Origin of the sequence: Streptococcus sp. 2342 (assembly GCF_013276795.1) — a bacterium.
In the GTDB taxonomy this organism is placed as follows: Bacteria; Bacillota; Bacilli; order Lactobacillales; family Streptococcaceae; genus Streptococcus.
Window position 1 is genome coordinate 198,606 of sequence record NZ_VMLR01000003.1, and the last position, 19,109, is coordinate 217,714.

21 protein-coding genes are annotated in these 19,109 nt (G+C 41.1%); 14 read left to right on the forward strand and 7 right to left on the reverse strand.

Annotated elements, in window-relative coordinates:
* Positions 1–15: 15 nt before the first annotated feature.
* The 7 genes from HT689_RS03465 to HT689_RS09705 form a co-directional block, all read right to left on the reverse strand.
* Positions 16–279, reverse strand: coding sequence for a SemiSWEET family transporter (locus HT689_RS03465; protein WP_000166114.1), 264 nt, complete (start codon positions 277–279; stop codon positions 16–18).
* 105 nt (positions 280–384) lie between these two features.
* On the reverse strand, positions 385–1,419 hold the full coding sequence (locus HT689_RS03470) for a S66 peptidase family protein (RefSeq protein WP_173225086.1): 1,035 nt from the start codon (positions 1,417–1,419) through the stop codon (positions 385–387).
* A 141-nt stretch (positions 1,420–1,560) separates the two neighbouring features.
* Positions 1,561–2,238: a DUF1129 domain-containing protein gene (locus HT689_RS03475; RefSeq protein ID WP_050220387.1), complete on the reverse strand. Its 678-nt coding sequence runs from the start codon at positions 2,236–2,238 to the stop codon at positions 1,561–1,563.
* Between the two features lie 11 nt (positions 2,239–2,249).
* Complete coding sequence (locus HT689_RS03480; protein ID WP_000815623.1) at positions 2,250–3,194, reverse strand: magnesium transporter CorA family protein; 945 nt, start codon at positions 3,192–3,194, stop codon at positions 2,250–2,252.
* Between the two features lie 160 nt (positions 3,195–3,354).
* Positions 3,355–4,521 (reverse strand): site-specific integrase, encoded by a 1,167-nt coding sequence (locus HT689_RS03485; protein ID WP_173225088.1) that lies wholly within the window; start codon positions 4,519–4,521, stop codon positions 3,355–3,357.
* Positions 4,522–4,704: 183 nt separating this feature from the next.
* Positions 4,705–5,718, reverse strand: coding sequence for a virulence RhuM family protein (locus HT689_RS03490; RefSeq protein WP_001004339.1), 1,014 nt, complete (start codon positions 5,716–5,718; stop codon positions 4,705–4,707).
* A gap of 417 nt (positions 5,719–6,135) precedes the next feature.
* Positions 6,136–6,624 carry a helix-turn-helix transcriptional regulator gene (locus HT689_RS09705; RefSeq protein WP_240148099.1) on the reverse strand — a complete coding sequence of 163 codons (489 nt, stop codon included), beginning with the start codon at positions 6,622–6,624 and terminating at the stop codon, positions 6,136–6,138.
* A gap of 217 nt (positions 6,625–6,841) precedes the next feature.
* Here HT689_RS09705 and HT689_RS03500 point away from each other — a divergent pair, with 217 nt between their 5' ends.
* From HT689_RS03500 to HT689_RS03565, 14 genes are all read left to right on the forward strand, one after another.
* Positions 6,842–7,039 carry a helix-turn-helix transcriptional regulator gene (locus tag HT689_RS03500; RefSeq protein ID WP_140832911.1) on the forward strand — a complete coding sequence of 66 codons (198 nt, stop codon included), beginning with the start codon at positions 6,842–6,844 and terminating at the stop codon, positions 7,037–7,039.
* A gap of 16 nt (positions 7,040–7,055) precedes the next feature.
* Positions 7,056–7,802 carry a BRO family protein gene (locus HT689_RS03505; protein WP_173225091.1) on the forward strand — a complete coding sequence of 249 codons (747 nt, stop codon included), beginning with the start codon at positions 7,056–7,058 and terminating at the stop codon, positions 7,800–7,802.
* Entirely contained in the window at positions 7,793–8,419 is a 627-nt protein-coding gene (locus HT689_RS03510) for a Rha family transcriptional regulator (RefSeq protein ID WP_173225094.1), read from the forward strand. The genes HT689_RS03505 and HT689_RS03510 overlap by 10 nt, the downstream gene beginning before the upstream one ends.
* Positions 8,420–8,857: 438 nt before the next feature.
* Entirely contained in the window at positions 8,858–9,151 is a 294-nt protein-coding gene (locus HT689_RS03515) for a hypothetical protein (RefSeq protein WP_173225097.1), read from the forward strand.
* A 98-nt stretch (positions 9,152–9,249) separates the two neighbouring features.
* On the forward strand, positions 9,250–9,465 hold the full coding sequence (locus HT689_RS03520) for a hypothetical protein (protein ID WP_045605154.1): 216 nt from the start codon (positions 9,250–9,252) through the stop codon (positions 9,463–9,465).
* Positions 9,462–9,803: a hypothetical protein gene (locus HT689_RS03525; RefSeq protein WP_000058832.1), complete on the forward strand. Its 342-nt coding sequence runs from the start codon at positions 9,462–9,464 to the stop codon at positions 9,801–9,803. The genes HT689_RS03520 and HT689_RS03525 overlap by 4 nt, the downstream gene beginning before the upstream one ends.
* Entirely contained in the window at positions 9,796–10,083 is a 288-nt protein-coding gene (locus tag HT689_RS03530; protein ID WP_173225100.1) for an XRE family transcriptional regulator, read from the forward strand. The genes HT689_RS03525 and HT689_RS03530 overlap by 8 nt, the downstream gene beginning before the upstream one ends.
* Positions 10,064–10,924 (forward strand): primase alpha helix C-terminal domain-containing protein, encoded by an 861-nt coding sequence (locus HT689_RS03535; protein WP_173225103.1) that lies wholly within the window; start codon positions 10,064–10,066, stop codon positions 10,922–10,924. Before HT689_RS03530 ends, HT689_RS03535 begins: the two co-directional genes overlap by 20 nt.
* A 79-nt stretch (positions 10,925–11,003) precedes the next feature.
* On the forward strand, positions 11,004–12,443 hold the full coding sequence (locus HT689_RS03540; protein ID WP_173225106.1) for a DNA primase family protein: 1,440 nt from the start codon (positions 11,004–11,006) through the stop codon (positions 12,441–12,443).
* A 361-nt stretch (positions 12,444–12,804) separates the two neighbouring features.
* On the forward strand, positions 12,805–13,326 hold the full coding sequence (locus tag HT689_RS03545) for a hypothetical protein (RefSeq protein ID WP_173225109.1): 522 nt from the start codon (positions 12,805–12,807) through the stop codon (positions 13,324–13,326).
* 124 nt (positions 13,327–13,450) lie between these two features.
* The gene (locus HT689_RS03550; protein WP_173225118.1) at positions 13,451–13,765 is read left to right on the forward strand and encodes a hypothetical protein; all 315 of its coding nucleotides are present in this window, start codon (positions 13,451–13,453) and stop codon (positions 13,763–13,765) included.
* Positions 13,766–14,319: 554 nt separating this feature from the next.
* Positions 14,320–14,712 carry a transcriptional regulator gene (locus HT689_RS03555; protein WP_173225121.1) on the forward strand — a complete coding sequence of 131 codons (393 nt, stop codon included), beginning with the start codon at positions 14,320–14,322 and terminating at the stop codon, positions 14,710–14,712.
* 463 nt (positions 14,713–15,175) lie between these two features.
* Positions 15,176–18,007, forward strand: coding sequence for an excinuclease ABC subunit UvrA (gene uvrA, locus HT689_RS03560; RefSeq protein WP_173280800.1), 2,832 nt, complete (start codon positions 15,176–15,178; stop codon positions 18,005–18,007).
* Positions 18,000–19,061 carry a Xaa-Pro peptidase family protein gene (locus tag HT689_RS03565; RefSeq protein WP_173225127.1) on the forward strand — a complete coding sequence of 354 codons (1,062 nt, stop codon included), beginning with the start codon at positions 18,000–18,002 and terminating at the stop codon, positions 19,059–19,061. The genes uvrA and HT689_RS03565 overlap by 8 nt, the downstream gene beginning before the upstream one ends.
* Positions 19,062–19,109: the final 48 nt, after the last annotated feature.

Genomic DNA, 19,109 nt, shown 5'->3' on the forward strand with positions numbered 1-19,109 from the left:
ATACTATTAGATTTGTTAGAGTGAAGTCAAAAAAGTGATTCCACCTAAAATAACACCAGCTGAATTTGGAATGATTAGTATCCAATCCTTCTTAGGTTCCTTTGTCCATCCATAAATAACCCAGATTAAGCAAGATATAGCAGCTGATAAAGGTTGAAATGGTTGAGCTTTATTTCCCTGTAAATTAGCGATAATTTGAGGTATGTAGGCAATAAATACTATAATTCCAATAAAGGCACCAATAGAACCTACGATTCGATTAATTTTTTGTTTTGTCATATACACCTCCTTCAAAAGGATAACATAGAAATTAGCGAAATGCAATAAATTCAGATACAAATTGTAACGAAAACGAATACAAAAGCACAAAAATAGAGAAACTATTTATTTTTTGTTATAGTCAAAGCGAATGACTTGCTCCTGTGCATCTACATGGGCATGGACGCCAAAGGGGACAATTGCTCTTGGAGTTGCGTGGCCGACATTTAGATTATAGAGAATCGGAATATTGCTGTCAATAATATCCAATAGTGCCTCTTTATAGTCGTCATAGAAAGTTTCATCCATAGGTTTTCCGACCAGGAGTCCACTGATGGCCTCGAATATACCAGTGTTCTTTAAAGTCTGCAACATCTTTTTGAAGTCTTCCGGCTCAGGCTTTTCTTCGCTTGTTTCTAGTAAGAGGATTTTGCCTTCCCAGTCTGACAAGTCAGGGAAAAGTTTGTATTTTTGACAGAGCTCCGTGCTATCTGCGTATCGAGAGTTGTCAAAGATATCGTAGAGGGATTCGAGGCAGCCACCGAGGATTTTCCCCTCGAACTGTGCATTTCCTTGCAACAACTCAAAGCCGGTATTTGCATGACTGATACGAGGTGTTCCCAGAGCCTTGGGACTGAAATCAGTCCTTTCATCATACCAAACGTCACTAGGCCGGATTTCTGAGATTCTTCCCGTCTCAATCAATTCTTTAAAGTAGTGAAGGCTATAGGCTAACATTTCTTTGTCTAATTCACAAATGTCTGCTAAGAAGGATTGACCATAAAAAGTCTTGATTCCTAGTTTATGCAACATGAGATGGTTCATGGTTGTATCCGAGAAGCCAAGAAAAATTTTTTGTTTGATAACCTTTTGTAGTTGGTTATTTTCAAAAAGATAAGGCAACAAACGATAGGTATCGTCTCCACCGATGGCACATAGGATCATATCGATGCTATCATCAGAAAAGGCATGAATCAAATCCTCTGCACGAGCTTCAGGATGGTCCTTGATAAAGTCTAAGCCTTTTAACGAATGGGGCAAAAAGATAGGATTGAGTCCCAGATCCTTGAGACGTTGGACACCTAAGTCTACTTCGTGTTTGACAAAGTCCTCTCCGATAATGCCACTAGACAAACTAACAATACCAATAGTAGAAATCATATTTTATCCTCCTAGAAATAGATTGAGCCTATTTTATCACAAAAGATTAGATAGAGCTATGTGGGATTTCAGAAGAATGCTTTTAAATCAAAAAAGTAAGTGAAAAAGCAACCGCGCCTGCAGTTGCTTTTATCATTCTTCTTAATAGCGTGTTGGTCCTGCACTTGCGCTTCGGATGTTCAATCGTTTCTTAAGATAGAAGCGAAGGGCTAGGAGGGCTGCTCCGATAATAGCCAGCGGCAATGGAGCAAGTACTGGGTTAAGGCTAGCTGGTAGGAAGCTTGTTGCAAAGAAGACAAGCAACCAAAGGAACATAGAAGCTAGGATAACTAGTACAGATTTCCAGAAAGGTGGGCGTTGACTGCGATCCATGTCTGGTCCATAGTATTGGTAAACAAAGTAGTACATCAAGTAGAAGGCAAATCCACCAACCAGTCCAACTAAGAGGAGGGTAATCAATCCATAGCCGAAAGCTTGATCTGCTGAGAAGAAGGTTGTGAGGGCGCTGACGAGGGCAAAGAGGCTAGTGATGAAAAGGGCTGAGTCCATAATCATGAGTTTTGGATCATCATTTTCTTTTGGATGCTCTTTTTCATATTGCTCCTTAACAGTGAAGCTATGAGCCCAGTGGGTCGGTGCGCCATAGAGGGAACGAGCAGTCGTACCTTTGGCTTGCTCCTCAAGGATTTGGGGAATAACTTCCTCAAAAATAGCCTTGATTTCAGCGTCTGTTTTCCCATCTTTGATGAATTGTTGGGTAGCGATGTGGACAAACTCTTGGTTTTTCTTTGTTAATTTTTGTAGATCAATCTGAGACATAGGAACTCCTCTTAGAACCATTTTTTATGGATGAGATAGAGAGTGAGCGAGACACTCATAGCAAAGGCGATAAAGACGATTAACCAGAAGGCATTAGGCTCGCCGTTTAAGGGGATTTCATTATCCTTAAAGTTCATCCCGTAGGCAGAAAAGACCATGGTTGGGATGGACATGACGATGGTCACAAGGGCCAAGGTTTTCATGATGTTGTTCTGGTTGTTGGAAATGATAGAGGCAAAGGTCTCCGTCATAGAGTGCAAGACGTTTCCATAAATATCTGCCATCTCGATGGCCTGTTGGGTTTCAATCAGGGTATCTTCAAGCAGGTCTTCGTCCTCAAGGTATTTCTTGATATTGCTGGTTGAGCTGGTCAATTTCTTAATCACACGCTCATTTGTTTTGAGGGAAGCCTTGAAATAGACGATAGTTTTTTCCAACTCCATGAGCTCAATCAATTCTTCATTACGAGTTGATTGATGCAGTTGACTTTCGATTTGTTCACTCTTACGGTCGATTGAACGAAGGGCTGTTAGGTAAAGCTCTGCATTGCGATAGAGAATCTGAAAGATAAAACGCGAACGCATGAAAGTGTAGAAATTACGCAAGCGACGGTTGATAAAGACATCGAGGACAGGTAGTGGTTCCAAACACGTAGTGATAATGGTTTCCTCGGTGATGATAATACCAAGCGGGATGGTTACGTAGTAGGTGCGGTTATTTCTTTCCTCTGTGACCGGAACGTCTACGATAATCAGGGTATACTCGTCTTCAATCGTAATACGAGACATTTCTTCCGCATCGAGCGGTGCTCGAAGGTCGGCAATATCAATGTCGAAGGCGTTAGCGATTTCGAGTGATTCATTTTGAGTCGGATTGACGAGATTGATCCAAGTACCCGGTTCAAGCGTATCGATCTCTTTAAATTCAGTTGTTGTAGAGAGAAAAACTTGTTTCATATCCCTTATCCTTTCTCATTTTTCAGATTTTTTCACACCGTACTATTATACTACAAAATCGGCCTTTTTCAAAATAAATCTAACAAAAATCCTGTTGCTATTGGATTTTTACTTTGTCTTGAAATGTTGATTTTTAAATTTGCTCCCCTTTTTGCTCCCCCTATAGTGCTTTTAGTGCAGTTTCGTAGAATGATACTGCTTTTTTTGCGTTCTCTTTTGAGAGGTGACTATATATATCCATGGTCATTGATAAAGTGGAATGACCTAGGCGGTACTGGAGTTCCTTGTATGGTATTCCAGAGTTAAGCAAGAGACTAGCGTGAGTGTGACGGAATCCATGAAAGCCAATGTTAGGAACATCAGCACGCTTAAAATGTGTTTGCAATCTTCTTTTAAGTCTTGAACTGCTAGGATACTCATGAATGAAATCAGAAAATACCACGCTTTCACGTTGTCCTATCTTCCAAGCCTCTTTAGTTTGGCGCAGTTTGTACTGCTTTAGCATGCTAACAGTCGCTTGATCTATATCTATATCCCGATAACTAGCCTTAGATTTTGGGCTATTGATTTCTAGATCCCGATTTAGTGTTTTGGTAATATGTACAACGGCATTATCTAAGTCAATATCAGACCAGCTAAGCGCTAGAGCCTCATTGATACGGCAACCAGTAGCCAATAGGAACTTATAGAGCGTCGTCTCATAGTAATAACGGTATCTATGAGTATCTAAATTATCGAGATAACCAAGAAATTTTTTTAGTTCTTGATTTTCAAAGTGCTTTACTTTTTTCCGCTTTGCTTTCTGAGTGTTACGAGGTAAAATAACATCACGCGCAGGATTGGACGGTATAGCTTGCATGGTTACGCCATACTGTAAGATACGTTTGTTTAAAGCATGTATCTTGTCATAGTGTAGAAAAGCCCCTTTTTCCCCTCTATTAGTCTTGTCAGCAAGTTCGTTGATAATTGACTGGATAAGTGGAGTAGTGAGCTTATCGAGCTTGTAAGTCCCCAAAATAGGCAATATATGATTATCGATTAGCTTTCTAACATTGCCTTGAGTGTTTGGCTTAACCGTATTCTTATAACTTTCTAACCAGAGATTGGCTAATTCTTGATAGTTTTTTATGGTGCTAGCCTTTTGTCTAGTAGATCCTGCTTTTTGAAAAGCTATTTTTTCTTGATTGGCTTTCTGTTTTAATTCCTTTTGTGTCCGACCTGTTACCTTGGTTTTGACTTTCTTTCCTGTTACCTGGTCAACTCCTAGATATACATTAGCACGATAGACTTTACTACCGTCTTTTTTTATAACTTCAGTTATTTTCATGATTTAAACCTTTCTAAAATACATCAGCAGGCAAGCCATTATCAAAAAGGTTTTATATCATGCTAGGGCTTCACAGATTGCCCCACATTCGATTTTAAAGAGTCCGACGGTAAATAATACCAGAATAAAAAACAAGGCGGATATGGGCTATTATGGGCTTGTTTATAGTAAGTAGTCCTATATTTAAAGTTTTTTATCGTCAGTTAGCTGTTTTAAAGTTTTTTCAAAGTCCGAGTTTATCTTTTGAGTTTTGTTGAATAGTTGGTACTCTGCTTTTGCTTTATCTTTCGCAACCTTGGAAGTGATTTTCCCATGACCTTCTAAAATATCGTATTCTTGGAAAGTCAAAAAGCGGTCAATGCTTTGGGCTAGTTGTTGCATTGTCTGAGCTTTTCGCTGTTCTATCTGTCTTTCCAGATAATCAAAATAGCTAGATATTCCTCTTTCAAGGGAACGGATTTCTGTTTCTGAAAGGTAATTCTTTGCTATTTGGGTATCTGCTTGCAGTATGCGACCATTAGGGGAGTTTTTCCATGTTGTAAGTCCCATGTTGTCTTTTGTATGGTCAGCTTTCGTGTAGATAATTTCCGCAGCAGTTTGGCCAGTGATTGCATAATGAAACTTATTCTGTACATCAGCATAGAATTGCTTAGTCAACGTACTTTGTGGATCATAGTCAATAGAAATTTCTGCAAAAATATCTGTAATCTGCAACCATATACGACGCTCACTAGCCCGGATAGAACGCACGCGCTCCAACAGCTCACGGAAATAGTCTTTTTCCAGCAAGTTTTCGCCTTGTTTCAGACGGTTGTCATCCATGGCGAACCCTTTTATCATGTACTCACGAAGTACTGAAGTAGCCCACTGTCTAAATCTCGTAGCTTTTTGGGAATTGACACGGTAACCAACTGAAATGATGGCGTCAAGGTTGTAGTAGCTGACATCCTTAGTTTGGGTTTTATCAGCAATTGCACCGTGTTTTGTGGTTATTTCCATTTTGGAAACAACCACCTTTTCTTCTAATTCGCCCTCTTCAAAGATATTTTTTAGGTGTTTACTAATTGCAGGAACACCGACATCGAAAAGTCTAGCCATTTCTTTCTGACTAGCCCAGATAGTTTCGCCTTTGATGATGACACTAGCTGTCTCGCTATCATTATCAGCGGTATAGATTAAGAATTGTAATTCGTTCATGAGATCCTTTCTAAAATATTGTAAGTGGTTGACATTTGTTGACATCAACAAAATTGGTAGATATGGGGCTTATATAGTCTTGAAGCTTGAGCGAAGCCCGAGAATACACGCGCTTCAGGATTGTTGGACATTGTGGCGCGTGGGTATGCTATAGGTCGCATTTTAAATGCAAGAGTGGTATAATCATGTTGTAAATACCTAACCTTTCGCTTATTTTCAGTTAGGTACTATTAGACAAGTTGGCAGTAGCTAGCTTGTCTTTTTTGTTGCTATTTTACAATTTTGCCGTTTTTTGCGTTTTAGTCTGTAAAATCGGCTTTCTATTCGTCAATTTCCCCCGTTTTTGCACAATAGATAGTAAGAAGTGGAGAACTATTTGCTATTTTTTCGTTTTTTGCAAAATAGAGGTACTATTATTTACATTTTTCTACAAAGTGATTCTAGTAAATCAAGCAATATTGTTTTTTCCTTTTCTCCAAGAGTAAGAAAGCCTACGAGTAATAAAGCCTCGCGCTCTTTTTTTTGAAGAAGTAAATTATAAACGGCAGGTAAAACATCAAGAGCGTCAGGAGATTCGAAAACTTTCTTGATGAATCGTTTATTACCTGTAAGAGATTCTAAATAACCTTCTACAAAAGCTAATGAATTTATCATTTCTTTTTTTTCATCATGATTTTTAAACTCTCCGTTTCTTGACATATTTAAAATTATATCTAAACTTTCATAGCCTAACAGATATCCAACGCTTACCCCTAAGTATTTAGCAAGTTGCTGGGCTTTTTCTGGTTTAATTTGGCTTTCTCCGTTTTCCCAGCGTGATAGAGTCTTTTCTGATATGCTCATTTCTTTTGCTATTTCCTTTTGAGATAGCTTTTTTTCTTTACGTAACTCTTTTAATCTATTCATTTATATCAACACCTTTCAAATGTATTATATCATTCTTTTTCTTGAACCAGACAAAAAAAGTCCAATAAAATAAAAAATATCCTTTACAAAGATAAAAAGTGTCTGTATAATAAAAACCAATCAGACAAAAAGTGTCTGAACAGAACCTCCAGCACAACACTTTTCAATCTATTCTGCTGGAGGTTGATTTTAAAAATAATAGAAAGAGGTAAGACATTTGAAAAATAATATGCGTGTTATTTTAGCAAAGAAACGCTTGAAGGTGGCAGATGTTGCAAGAGAAACAGGGCTATCAAAAAGCACACTCACAGCTTTGTACTACGAGCGTACTAAGCGCCCAGATATTGAAACCTTGCTAAAGATTGCTAACTATCTAGGTGTTTCTATTGATGAACTACTAACACCAGAAGATTAAGAAAGGCAGGCAAGCAATGAAGAGGAACTATACAAGGGTCATTGATGAAATGCGAACCACTCATGGGCTGAACTTGGTAGCTATTGGCCAACGGATAGGAATAGATCCCCGAACAGTTGGTAAGTGGGCACAGGGCAAACATAAGCCCAACAAGGAAAGCAGGAAGCGACTAAACAAGTTATACAGAGAGGTCAAGCAAGACATGACAACACAAGTAAGTATTTTTGAAGAGACAACAGACCAAGGGCAACTATTACAGGTTGTTACTACTACTATTTTCCACGGTCAAGCGTTGGATATCTACGGAGATTTTGACAACCCACTTTTTAGAGCTGGGGAGGTTGCTAGAATGATTGACTACTCAAATAGTAGTTTGAGCAAGTTTCTTGAAATGGTAGACCAAGACGAAAAGGACAAGAAGAAAGTTCTTACCCCTGGAGGCGTTCAGCAAGTCTGGTTTTTAACTGAGCAAGGATTATATGAGATTCTATTCCAATCACGCAAACCAAAAGCTAAAGAGTTTAAGAAATGGGTTAAGCAAGTATTAAAAGATATTAGGCAACAAGGTTACTACATGGATGGGGAACTGGTGGAAGAACCACAGACCACTATAAAAGCCCCTGACACGTTGGCAGAGGCAGAGCGGTATTATATCGATACACTAGCCAAAGCCATTGCAGAGGCTAAAAATATGGACGAGAAGAGCCGTCTGACAAGCAAGCTAACCCGATTCATGCAGGAGGTAGAACCACAATGGAATTAGTCTACATGGACGGCAAGAAAGAGCCGTATACGCTGAGTAGTATTGTGGCAGAATGCACGGGATTGCAACATCACACAATAACCAAGACGATCCGCAAACATCAAGCAAGGTTTGAACAGTTCGGAAAGGTTGGATTTAAAATCCAAGCTATGGAGAGTGGCCAGAATACCAAGGACTATATTTTGAATGAGCAACAAGCGACCTTGTTAGTTACATTCTTAAAGAATACCGAGCAAGTGGCTAACTTCAAAACCAACCTAGTCAAAGCATTCTTTGAAATGCGTGAGGAGCTTTCTAAGTTTCGTATGCAGAGGGCGCTAGAAAAGCCAAAAAGAAAAACACTGCATGACAGTATTGAGACATGGCTTAATGCACCCAAGCACGCGCATAGCACCATGAACAACCTGCTACTGAAGGCAGTAACTGACAGGAACGCTAAGCAGTTAAGGGAAGAACGTGGGGGCTATAATGGCATTGATAGCTTGACCAGTGACGAGCTGGAGCAATATCAGGCATTTGAAGATATGGTAATAGCCATGATTGGCTTGAATATGAGTTACCAAGAAATCAAGGCTATGGCATTCAGAAATAAAAAAACACGCCAAAGAAGCGCGTGAGAGCAACAAAAAAGGCTTAGCAATAACCACACCGCAGAGCCTTTCACACTAACACTAAAACGAATTTAACAAAAAGCAGGCAAGCTATTATCAAAGGGGTTTTAGTAAAGATTTATACCTAGATTATAGCATATTTAGGGCAATTTGACCATACGGAGAGCGCCAACTCTTAAAACTGGTACTTTCTCACGCTTTCAATTTGGCGACTCTGAGCGTGAGGATTAACGTTATAAGAAACAACTCAAAAAGCCCCACGCTCTCGGTCGGCAAACTTCTGAGCATGAGGCTGTAGGCAAGAAAAACTGTATAAGAAACAACCATTCAAAATCCCCACACTCTCCGACCGCCAAGTTTTTGAGTGTGAGGATATACTGGATAGTAAAAGGCATTAAAAAGCCCTTAGGGCAATTACACAACATAGAAACATAGGTAAAAAACATGACAACAAAAAAAGCAACATCAAGCCAACAAGTTCTATTATCGGCTAAGAAACTAGCAGAATTAGGGAACGAATTAACCGACGTCATGAATGTTTTAGAAATGAATAACCTAGCTCTTGAAGGGCTTGAGTTTGCACTACAGAAAGATACAACCACGTTCTTATGGCTTGCTAAAAAATACGCTAATACAGCATACGCCCAGAATGAAAAGCTATACGATCGTCTAAATGAAATAGCATTTTTGCTTTTGAACAATGACAACGCTAAAGAGCTGGAGGTATACCATGACTAAAGATATTAAAGAAATGGCACAAGCCGAAGACGACTTGCTGAATATGGAACAACCTAAACAAGAGGAATTTATCAAGAACTATAAGGCGATGGTATAACATGAACGAACTAGATTTAACCAACACACAGGCGCTTATCTTTTCCGTGGTACTGATTGGCTTACTGGTCTATCTAAACCACCGAGACCGCAAAAAAAGCGCCCAATTTGAGCGAGAAAACCAACAGACGATAGAAACACCTAGCGAGGATTTAAACCCTGATTATGGGCGATATATCCAGCTTGCAGGGGTAAGAGTTTACGGAGGCACTGAATGAGTCTATCAGAGAATGACAAACGAGTATTAAGACTAATCAAGGTAGGGGCTGAGAACTCCATAACAGGGGCAGAAATCAGCCTGATCACTAAGCTGGCAGAAAGAACCGTGCAAGATATTATCAGCCGTCTAATCACGCGCCATAGCGTTCCTATTGTTGGGGTTCGCCATGGGACATTTAGAGGATATTTTATCCCAGCTAACAAAGAGGAGCTACTGGACGGAGCAAAGGCATTCTATAACCAAGTACAGGAAGAACAGAAACGCCTAACTGTCCTTTTAAATGCTGATTTAGAGAGTTACAAAGAAACCTTGAAGGAGGTGGGCGGATATGTTTAGCCTAAGCCGAGAAAGCGAGCAAGACCTAGCGCATGACATTCTGGAGGTAGTGGAAAGATACCTGGAAGCGCGTGATACAGTCAAACCACGACTGACAGGTTTAATCTCAGCCCAGGAAGTTATGGACGAGTTAGATATAAAATATATGACACTCCAAAAATGGGAAAAAGCAGGGCTAAAGCGATACCAGCCCCCACTAGAAGATACTAGGAAAATCTATTATAGAATTTCTGACTTGATGAAGTTTCTGGGGGTGGAGCATGGCAATTTACGAGGCTAAAGGCTTTCAGAGTAATCTTGTCTATCCATTTGATAAAATTGAGCCGTTCCAGTACATTGAACGCTTTAAGCCTTTGGTAGTCCCTGAAGGGGCAAACATTGAAGAATTTAAACGTACACAAGCGCCTTACTGTATCAGTGGGAAAGTGACGCCAGAAAAGCATGGCAGTTACAAGCGAAACAACTCCAGTCTAATCTATCGGGATTTGATTTTCCTTGATTATGACGATATACAGGGGACGTCTGAGGGCTTTATAAAGGTCGTTTCTAGCGCTTTATTTGGCTACTCCTATATCTTATACCCGACTATCAAACATAGCTTAGAAAAGCCCCGTTTTCGCCTTGTAGTGAAGCCTGATGATGTGATGAATGAGGCAACCTATAAGCAGGTAGTTAAGGAGATAGCGGACAAGATTGGGCTACCCTTTGACATGGCCAGTTTAACATGGTCACAACTCCAAGGGCTACCAGTAACAACAGGCAACCCAGCAGACTATCAAAAAATCGTAGAGCATGGCCTAGATTATCCAGTCCCTAAGGTTGAACCAAGAGCGAAGCAAGAAACTACGGAGCGTTACAAGCCTAGAGCAAGTGGCCAGAGGTCAATGACTATGAGGATCATTGACACGCTTTTCAACGGATTTGGAGACGAGGGAGGGCGAAACGTGGCATTGACACGCTTTGTAGGTTTACTCTTTAATAAGTGGGTTGATTGCGACCTAGAGACCGCCTACGAGCTGACAAAGATAGCTAATAGCGTGACGGTTGAACCATTGCCTATTGAAGAGCTAGACCGCACTTTTAGCAGTATAGCACGGGCTGAATATAGAAAGAGAGGTTAGAACCATAGAACTAGAAGAATTAGCAAACCTAAAAAGTGAAATCTTGGAGGTCAGAGAGCAAGAACAACCTCCTAGAACGATGAAGGAGCTTGAAAATCGTATCTTTAAAGCTGGAGAAGAATGGCGGGCAGAACATACCGAAACTAAGGTAAATGAGACCACAGGGGACGTTACCGAAAAGGTTGCCATGCCTCAGACATTCACAGTAGCTAAAATACTTAGCGAGATTGTCACATTTACTTTTATCAGCAAGAGCAATATACCTGATTATAGCCTGCTCTATATCTATGATTTAGACGAGGGTATCTATACCGCTAGTAATGATCTATTCAATCTTTTGTGTAAAACCTTTGATGTGAGAATTAAACCCAGAGAGTGGCCACAGATTAAGTTAATGGTTAGAACATTAGCAAAGATACGAAAACCCTTAGAAAGTGCTAACCTTATTCCCGTACAGAATGGCATTATCAACTTAGAAACTAAGGAACTACTCCCCTTTAGTCCTAAGTATGTAATTACAAGTAAGATAAGCACGGCCTACCGCGCGCCTAAACGAGTCCCAACAGATAGAGAGGGCAAAACTTTTGATGATTGGCTAAACTCAATCGCTTGTAATGATAGTGAACTGGTAACACTGTTTTGGCAGATTATCCTTGAAGCTATTAACCCTAACCATACCCGAAATAAGTTTGCCATCTTCTACGGGGACGGTAACAATGGTAAAGGGACATTTCAGCGCTTCCTTATCAACCTGATAGGGGAAAGCAATATATCAGCCTTAAAACCTGCACAGTTTGCTGAAAAGCATAACTTAGAAACCCTGGTAGGTAAAGTTTGTAATATCGGAGATGAAGCCCCAAACGAATACTTAAAAAATCCGTCTGATTTAATGAGTATCACTAGTGGGGACACTGTTCTAGTCAATCCAAAAGGACGCCCAGCCTTTGAAGCTACTTTCAAGTTATTCAATATCTTTTCAGGGAATTATATCCCCAATGGTGGCAACAAGACAAAAGGCTGGTATCGTAGAATTATGATTGTCCCTTTTAATGCTGACTTTAACGGGGAGAAGGAAAAACCTTGGATAAAAAATGAATTTTTGGTCAATGATGAAGTATTAGAGTATGCACTTTACAAAGCTATCAATCAAGAGCCATTTACTCACTTTATCGAACCTAAAGCAGTTAAAGGACTCCTAGAAGAATACCAGGAGGATAATGACTACTTACTTTCATGGGTTAAGCATGAATACATGGAAAAAGGTTGGCATGAGCTGGACGTAGTACCTGTTTTTATACTAACTAGGTCGCTGAAACATTATGCTGAAGATATGGGAATACCCAAGCCCAATGTTTACGGGGCAGGAAAAGAAACGATAAGACACTTACAACAGTTAACACCTAATCATTACAAACTTAAAAGAGCGAGGGTCAAAGTTGAAGATTATGACAAACTAGATCCGCTAGAGTTTGAAAGAACCAAACTATCCAAAACTAATCACGCTGTCGTTAAAGACTAAAATGTTACCTTCTTTTTATGCCCTAAACCCTTGGTATATCTAGGTTTTTACCCAAAAATGTTACCTTCTTGTTACCTTGTTTAGAAAGAAGGTAACGTTGTCAAACCCTTGATACTACTGACTTTTTTGGGAAAATGTTACCTTGTTTTTAACTCTCTATATAGGGAAAAAATAGTATTTTTATATATAAGGGCTATGACTTCAAAAGAAGGTAACATGGTAACAAAAGGGTCTAAACCCTTGGGGGAGTAAGGCTGAACTATGTTACCTAGAAGGTAACAAAATGGGGTAGATAGTACCGACCCCCTTGCAATGGTGTAACTACTAGTGACACCCTTAAAACAGAAAGAGGAAAAACAACATGACATTAAAAACATTTTCGGATAAAGCCAAAACATTTACTTTCACTTACGAATTTAAAGACCTAGATACTGCTATGGTAGCAGGTCACGCGCTACTTGGATATATGACTGGAACTTATGAAGTACCATCTATTTCAATAACTCACAAGGATAAGGGAACGCTTGTCGCCGAGTATGTGGAGGATAGCAAACTAAACAAGACCTTCAAGCGTATTTGTGACAGTTTTAAAGACTACTACAACCAACCAGTGAACGATGAAGCATTTGAAGAACGTTACAAACGGGAGCGCGTGCTTCAACTCAAAGAGTCAGAGGATTTTGAGAGTTTGCTGGAAAAGGTCACAGACTACGAGCTGGAACTATTAGACTATGCTGATCGCTTGCTTTCTGATAAGCCTATCCCTATGGACTCTATGACTGCTTTTGGTACGTTGGAAATGCTGGGCGATGAAAGTATTAGACTACTCCAGAAGTTGGACGTAGAGGGTGAATATAAAGGCCTTGCTGGTTATTCTGGTTAATAAATACAGGACGGGGAGCAATCCCCTTTTTGTTAACAAGTCAATAGTTTTGGTTTTTTCCATATAGGGGGAGATAGTGAAGTAGTTGCAATTTACCAAACGAACACCGTAGAAAGGATGCAATATGGAACGTGATAGCCGAGGGAGATTTTTACCAGGCAACCAAGTAGCAAAAGGCAACAGGGGCAACAGAAAGCCAAAATATGGCAATAGCAACGCTTTGAAGCATGGACTGCGTAGAGGATATACTGGACTGTTACCAAGCCGAAAAGGTGGGGTGTCTATATATAAAAATGGTGCATATCTTGGAGCGCTATCAGGCAAGTATTTCCACCATTCTGAAGATGGAGCGCTTTGGGTAGATTATAGTGCTTGTCAGTATTTGATTTCAGCTTGTGGCTTTCCTGAATCTATGTTTAGCGAACCAGAAGAATGGTAAGGGTGTACATACTTGAACTCCGAGCGAACGCCGAGAAAGTGGCCATATCCCCCTATCATTTATCAAGCAGATAAGGACGACAATAAGCCTTCTTAATTGCTTGCAAAACGATAGGGAGTTAAGACGAATTTAAAAGCTCCTTATTTTCGTTTTTCTCCTTACAAAATGACAGGGAAATAAGAACTAAAATAACTCCCCTTATTTTCCTACCAAATGATAAGGAGATAAGAGCAGTTTAAAAGTCTGTTATTTTGGATTTGTTGCTTACCAAATGATAAGCAGATAAGCAAAGAAATAACTTGCCTTAATTGCTTGCAGAATGACAAGGAAATAAGGGAGATAAAAACGTCCCTTAATTGCCTATCAAACCATAAGGAGATATGGGGGCTATCTCCCTCCCCACGCGCTTCTATGAGCTTCACACCGTCATTGTACATTTTTTCTCACGGGAAAGCATTTGAAGCTAGAGCGAACATAGAGAAATAGCAAAAAAAGCCAAGGCGCTCCACCTCAGCTATAATCTCAATAATATTATATCATGAAGGAGCGAACTAATGGAGCTGGATAAGTTTAAAACGATGATGAACGTCAGAGAGAGGATGACATACTTTCTGAGATTCCAGAGGATGGCAGGGAGTGAAAACCAAGTTAGTATCGATGAAGAGGCTTGGAAACTTGTCTTACCTGATCAGTGGAATTTGAGTGGTGAACATGAAAAAGCAATCCGTGAGGGGTTGGAAATATTCGCCAACGATATCAATAAGATAGAGAACAAGCGAGCCAGAAAATACTTTATTATCCATTATTGCTACATGAGGAAGAAAACAATGAGTGAATGCGTAGAGATGGCAGGTACTAGCTCCACTAGCTACCACCGATACAAACAGGTAGCCGTCTTAAACTTTGCGAGAATCCACCAGAACGGAGAGCTAGAAGCATATAAGTAGGTAAATGTAGGCTGAGGCTTCATATTCGCCCCCTATTTTGCTTTGTTTCGTACTGGACAACTAAAACACCACGGACAAACTACAAGCCCTCAGAAACGAATCTGGGGGCTTTTGTGAGGTCATAATCTTATAAACCACGCGCTTCATGGTATAATATACCTATCAGCAACCAGCAATAAAAAAAGCACGTTTGACCGTGCTAGTTTCTTGCCTGCTGAACTCGTTAAATCTTAGCCCTTTTGTGGGGCTTTTTTGCTCCCCTTTTTGCGTACTTTTGGGGAGCAAGTAGTAAAAAGTAATGTTAGTGTTTTTTGTTCAAAAGCGCGTGATATAAGGGTTAGGAAGCCCTAAGAAAACATAAAATAAGAAGTTTTTTATTATACTACAAAATCGGCCTTTTGGGTAATAGAATCTCACTTTTTTTGGTATAATGGTAAGCAATAATGGACTAGAAAGAACAAAGATGCAAGATAAAATTGTCATTCATGGGGCGCGTGCCCATAATTTAAAAAATATTGATGTGGAGATTCCACGAGACAAGCTGGTTGTTGTGACCGGCTTGTCAGGCTCAGGGAAATCCAGTCTGGCCTTTGACACCCTCTATGCGGAGGGACAACGTCGCTATGTGGAGAGTTTGTCAGCCTACGCTCGCCAGTTTTTGGGAAATATGGAGAAACCAGATGTAGATGCTATTGATGGTCTCAGCCCAGCTATTTCCATTGACCAAAAAACGACTAGCAAAAACCCTCGCTCGACGGTGGGAACCACGACTGAAATCAATGACTATCTGCGTCTCCTCTACGCGCGTGTGGGGACACCTTACTGTATCAACGGGCATGGAGCTATCAAGGCTTCTTCTGTAGAGCAAATCGTGGATAAGGTTTTGGAGTTACCTGAACGCCAGCGCCTGCAAATTTTAGCTCCTGTCATCCGCAAGAAAAAAGGGCAACATAAGAGTGTTATTGAGAAGGTTCAGAAAGACGGTTATGTTCGTGTCCGTGTGGATGGGGAAGTCTATGATGTGACCGAAGTGCCAGAGTTATCTAAGAGCAAGCAACACAATATCGATGTCGTAGTTGACCGTATTGTTATTAAGGAGGGTATTCGTAGTCGGCTCTTTGATTCCATTGAGGCTGCCCTTCGTATCGCAGAAGGTTATGTCATTATCGATACCATGGACGACTCTGAGTTGCTCTTCTCTGAGCATTATGCCTGCCCAGTTTGTGGATTTACTGTTCCAGAGTTAGAGCCACGTCTCTTCTCATTCAATGCTCCTTTTGGCTCTTGTAGTGAGTGTGATGGCTTGGGAATCAAGCTGGAGGTGGATACTGATTTGGTAGTGCCAGATGCCAGCAAAACCTTACGTGAGGGGGCGCTAGCACCTTGGAATCCTATCTCATCCAACTACTATCCAAACATGCTAGAGCAGGCCATGACGGCTTTTGGAGTGGATATGGATAAGCCTTTTGAGGACTTGCCAAAAGAAGATAAGAACTTGATTCTCTACGGCTCAGATGGTAAGGAATTCCATTTCCACTATGAGAATGAATTTGGTGGCGTGCGCGATATTGACATTCTTTTTGAGGGAGTTGTCAATAATATCAAGCGTCGTTATCACGAGACAAACAGCGATTACACCCGCACCCAGATGCGTCTCTACATGAATGAGCTGACCTGCGGAACCTGTCACGGTTATCGTCTCAATGACCAGGCCTTGTCTGTCCGTGTTGGTGGTGAGAAAGGACCACATATCGGAGAAATTTCAGACCTGTCTATCGCTGATCACTTGGAATTAGTCAGTCAGTTGACTCTATCTGAAAATGAATCCATCATTGCTCGCCCTATTCTCAAGGAAATCAAGGACCGCTTGACCTTCCTGAATAACGTGGGTCTCAACTATCTGACCCTATCTCGTTCAGCAGGAACCCTTTCAGGTGGGGAAAGTCAGCGCATTCGCTTGGCGACCCAGATTGGTTCCAACTTATCAGGTGTCCTTTATATCCTGGATGAGCCGTCAATCGGTCTCCACCAGAGGGACAATGACCGTCTGATTGCCAGTCTCAAAAAGATGCGTGATTTGGGTAATACTCTCATAGTAGTGGAACATGACGAAGATACCATGCGTGAGGCGGATTATCTGATTGACGTTGGTCCCGGTGCAGGTGTTTTTGGTGGGGAGATTGTCGCTGCAGGTACGCCCAAGCAGGTGGCTCGCAACAGTAAGTCTATCACAGGCCAGTACTTGTCAGGTAAACGTGTCATTCCAGTACCAGAAGAGCGCCGTGTGGGAAATGGTCGTTTTATTGAAGTGACAGGAGCGCGTGAGAACAACCTGCAAAATGTCACTGCTCACTTCCCACTAGGAAAATTCATCGCAGTGACAGGTGTATCAGGTTCAGGGAAATCGACCCTCATCAACAGCATCCTCAAAAAAGCCATTGCTCAAAAACTCAACCGCAATTCAGACAAACCTGGTAAATTTAAAACGATTACAGGGATTGAGTATGTAGACCGTTTGATTGACATTGACCAGAGTCCAATCGGACGAACGCCGAGGTCTAATCCTGCTACCTATACAGGAGTTTTTGACGATATACGTGACCTTTTTGCCCAGACAAATGAAGCCAAGATTCGAGGCTACAAGAAGGGGCGTTTCAGTTTCAACATCAAGGGTGGTCGCTGTGAAGCATGCTCAGGTGATGGGATCATCAAGATTGAGATGCACTTCTTGCCAGATGTTTATGTGGCTTGTGAAGTTTGCCACGGAACTCGCTACAACAGTGAAACTCTAGAAGTTCATTACAAGGAAAAAAATATCTCGCAGGTCTTGGATATGACCGTCAACGATGCGGTAGAATTTTTCCAACACATTCCGAAAATTCAACGCAAACTTCAGACTATCAAGGATGTGGGACTGGGCTATGTGACGCTAGGTCAACCAGCTACCACCCTTTCTGGGGGAGAAGCCCAGCGTATGAAGTTGGCTAGCGAACTCCACAAACGCTCGACAGGAAAATCTTTCTACATTCTGGATGAGCCGACGACAGGGCTTCATACAGAGGATATCGCTCGCTTGCTCAAGGTCTTGGCTCGCTTTGTCGACGACGGCAATACAGTTCTTGTCATTGAGCACAATCTGGATGTTATCAAGACAGCAGACCATATTATTGATTTGGGACCTGAAGGCGGTGTCGGTGGTGGAACCATCATCGCAACAGGAACTCCAGAAGAAGTAGCGGCCAATGAAGCCAGCTACACAGGACATTATTTGAAAGGAAAGTTACATCATGAATAAACGTGTACAAGCATTTTTCGCTAAAATGCAAGAAAATGAACTAGATGGCATCATCATCAATAACCTTAAAAACGTCTATTACCTGACTGGTTTTTGGGGTTCGAACGGAACAGTCTTTATCAGCCGTGACCGTCAGGTCTTGGTGACAGACTCTCGCTATATCATCGCAGCTAAGCAAGAAACAAGTGGTTTTGAGATTGTGGCTGACCGTGATGAATTGGCTGTCATTGCCGGAATTGTCAAGGATATGGGCTTGTCTCGAATCGGTTTTGAGGACGAGATTTCGGTCTCTTATTATCACCGTATGCAGGCAGCTTTTGAAGGAATTGACTTGCTTCCACAAACTCAGTTTGTTGAAGGACTTCGTATGATTAAGGATGAGGCGGAGATTGCAGCTATTCGCAAGGCTTGTTCTATTTCAGACCAAGCTTTCCGCGATGCGCTTGACTTTATTAAGCCAGGAAAGACTGAAATTGAGATTGCCAACTTCCTTGACTTCCGCATGCGTGAGTTGGGAGCATCTGGTCTGTCTTTTGACACTATTCTAGCTAGTGGGATCAACTCTTCCAAACCCCATGCCCATCCTATGCACAAACCAGTGGAGCTGGGAGAAGCTATTACCATGGACTTCGGTTGCCTTTATGACCACTATGTCAGTGATATGACACGGACTATCTACTTGGGGCATGTTAGCGACGAGCAAGCAGAGATTTACAATACGGTTTTGAAGGCTAACCAAGCTCTGATTGACCAAGCTAAGGCTGGCTTAGGTTTCCGTGACTTTGACAAAATCCCTCGTGATATTATCATCGAGGCAGGTTATGGCGACTACTTTACCCACGGTATTGGACACGGTATTGGACTGGATATCCATGAGGAACCATACTTTAGCCAGACTTCTACAGAAACTATTAAGGCGGGTATGGCCTTGACCGATGAACCAGGTATCTATATCGAAGGCAAATATGGAGTTCGTATTGAGGATGATATCTTGATTACAGAGACAGGTTGTGAATTGTTGACCCTAGCTCCAAAAGAGTTGATAGTTATTTAAGAGTTAAACAACTCAAATGATTGACTTTTAAATTTTAAAGGTTTATAC

Bases quoted from the DNA above. Each gene is read 5' to 3' on its own strand.
- HT689_RS03465 (WP_000166114.1), bottom strand. From the start codon at position 279: ATGACAAAACAAAAAATTAATCGAATCGTAGGTTCTATTGGTGCCTTT.
- HT689_RS03470 (WP_173225086.1), bottom strand. From the start codon at position 1,419: ATGATTTCTACTATTGGTATTGTTAGTTTGTCTAGTGGCATTATCGGA.
- HT689_RS03475 (WP_050220387.1), bottom strand. From the start codon at position 2,238: ATGTCTCAGATTGATCTACAAAAATTAACAAAGAAAAACCAAGAGTTT.
- HT689_RS03480 (WP_000815623.1), bottom strand. From the start codon at position 3,194: ATGAAACAAGTTTTTCTCTCTACAACAACTGAATTTAAAGAGATCGAT.
- HT689_RS03485 (WP_173225088.1), bottom strand. From the start codon at position 4,521: ATGAAAATAACTGAAGTTATAAAAAAAGACGGTAGTAAAGTCTATCGT.
- HT689_RS03490 (WP_001004339.1), bottom strand. From the start codon at position 5,718: ATGAACGAATTACAATTCTTAATCTATACCGCTGATAATGATAGCGAG.
- HT689_RS09705 (WP_240148099.1), bottom strand. From the start codon at position 6,624: ATGAATAGATTAAAAGAGTTACGTAAAGAAAAAAAGCTATCTCAAAAG.
- HT689_RS03505 (WP_173225091.1), top strand. From the start codon at position 7,056: ATGAAGAGGAACTATACAAGGGTCATTGATGAAATGCGAACCACTCAT.
- HT689_RS03510 (WP_173225094.1), top strand. From the start codon at position 7,793: ATGGAATTAGTCTACATGGACGGCAAGAAAGAGCCGTATACGCTGAGT.
- HT689_RS03515 (WP_173225097.1), top strand. From the start codon at position 8,858: ATGACAACAAAAAAAGCAACATCAAGCCAACAAGTTCTATTATCGGCT.
- HT689_RS03520 (WP_045605154.1), top strand. From the start codon at position 9,250: ATGAACGAACTAGATTTAACCAACACACAGGCGCTTATCTTTTCCGTG.
- HT689_RS03525 (WP_000058832.1), top strand. From the start codon at position 9,462: ATGAGTCTATCAGAGAATGACAAACGAGTATTAAGACTAATCAAGGTA.
- HT689_RS03530 (WP_173225100.1), top strand. From the start codon at position 9,796: ATGTTTAGCCTAAGCCGAGAAAGCGAGCAAGACCTAGCGCATGACATT.
- HT689_RS03535 (WP_173225103.1), top strand. From the start codon at position 10,064: ATGGCAATTTACGAGGCTAAAGGCTTTCAGAGTAATCTTGTCTATCCA.
- HT689_RS03540 (WP_173225106.1), top strand. From the start codon at position 11,004: ATGAAGGAGCTTGAAAATCGTATCTTTAAAGCTGGAGAAGAATGGCGG.
- HT689_RS03545 (WP_173225109.1), top strand. From the start codon at position 12,805: ATGACATTAAAAACATTTTCGGATAAAGCCAAAACATTTACTTTCACT.
- HT689_RS03550 (WP_173225118.1), top strand. From the start codon at position 13,451: ATGGAACGTGATAGCCGAGGGAGATTTTTACCAGGCAACCAAGTAGCA.
- HT689_RS03555 (WP_173225121.1), top strand. From the start codon at position 14,320: ATGGAGCTGGATAAGTTTAAAACGATGATGAACGTCAGAGAGAGGATG.
- uvrA (WP_173280800.1), top strand. From the start codon at position 15,176: ATGCAAGATAAAATTGTCATTCATGGGGCGCGTGCCCATAATTTAAAA.
- HT689_RS03565 (WP_173225127.1), top strand. From the start codon at position 18,000: ATGAATAAACGTGTACAAGCATTTTTCGCTAAAATGCAAGAAAATGAA.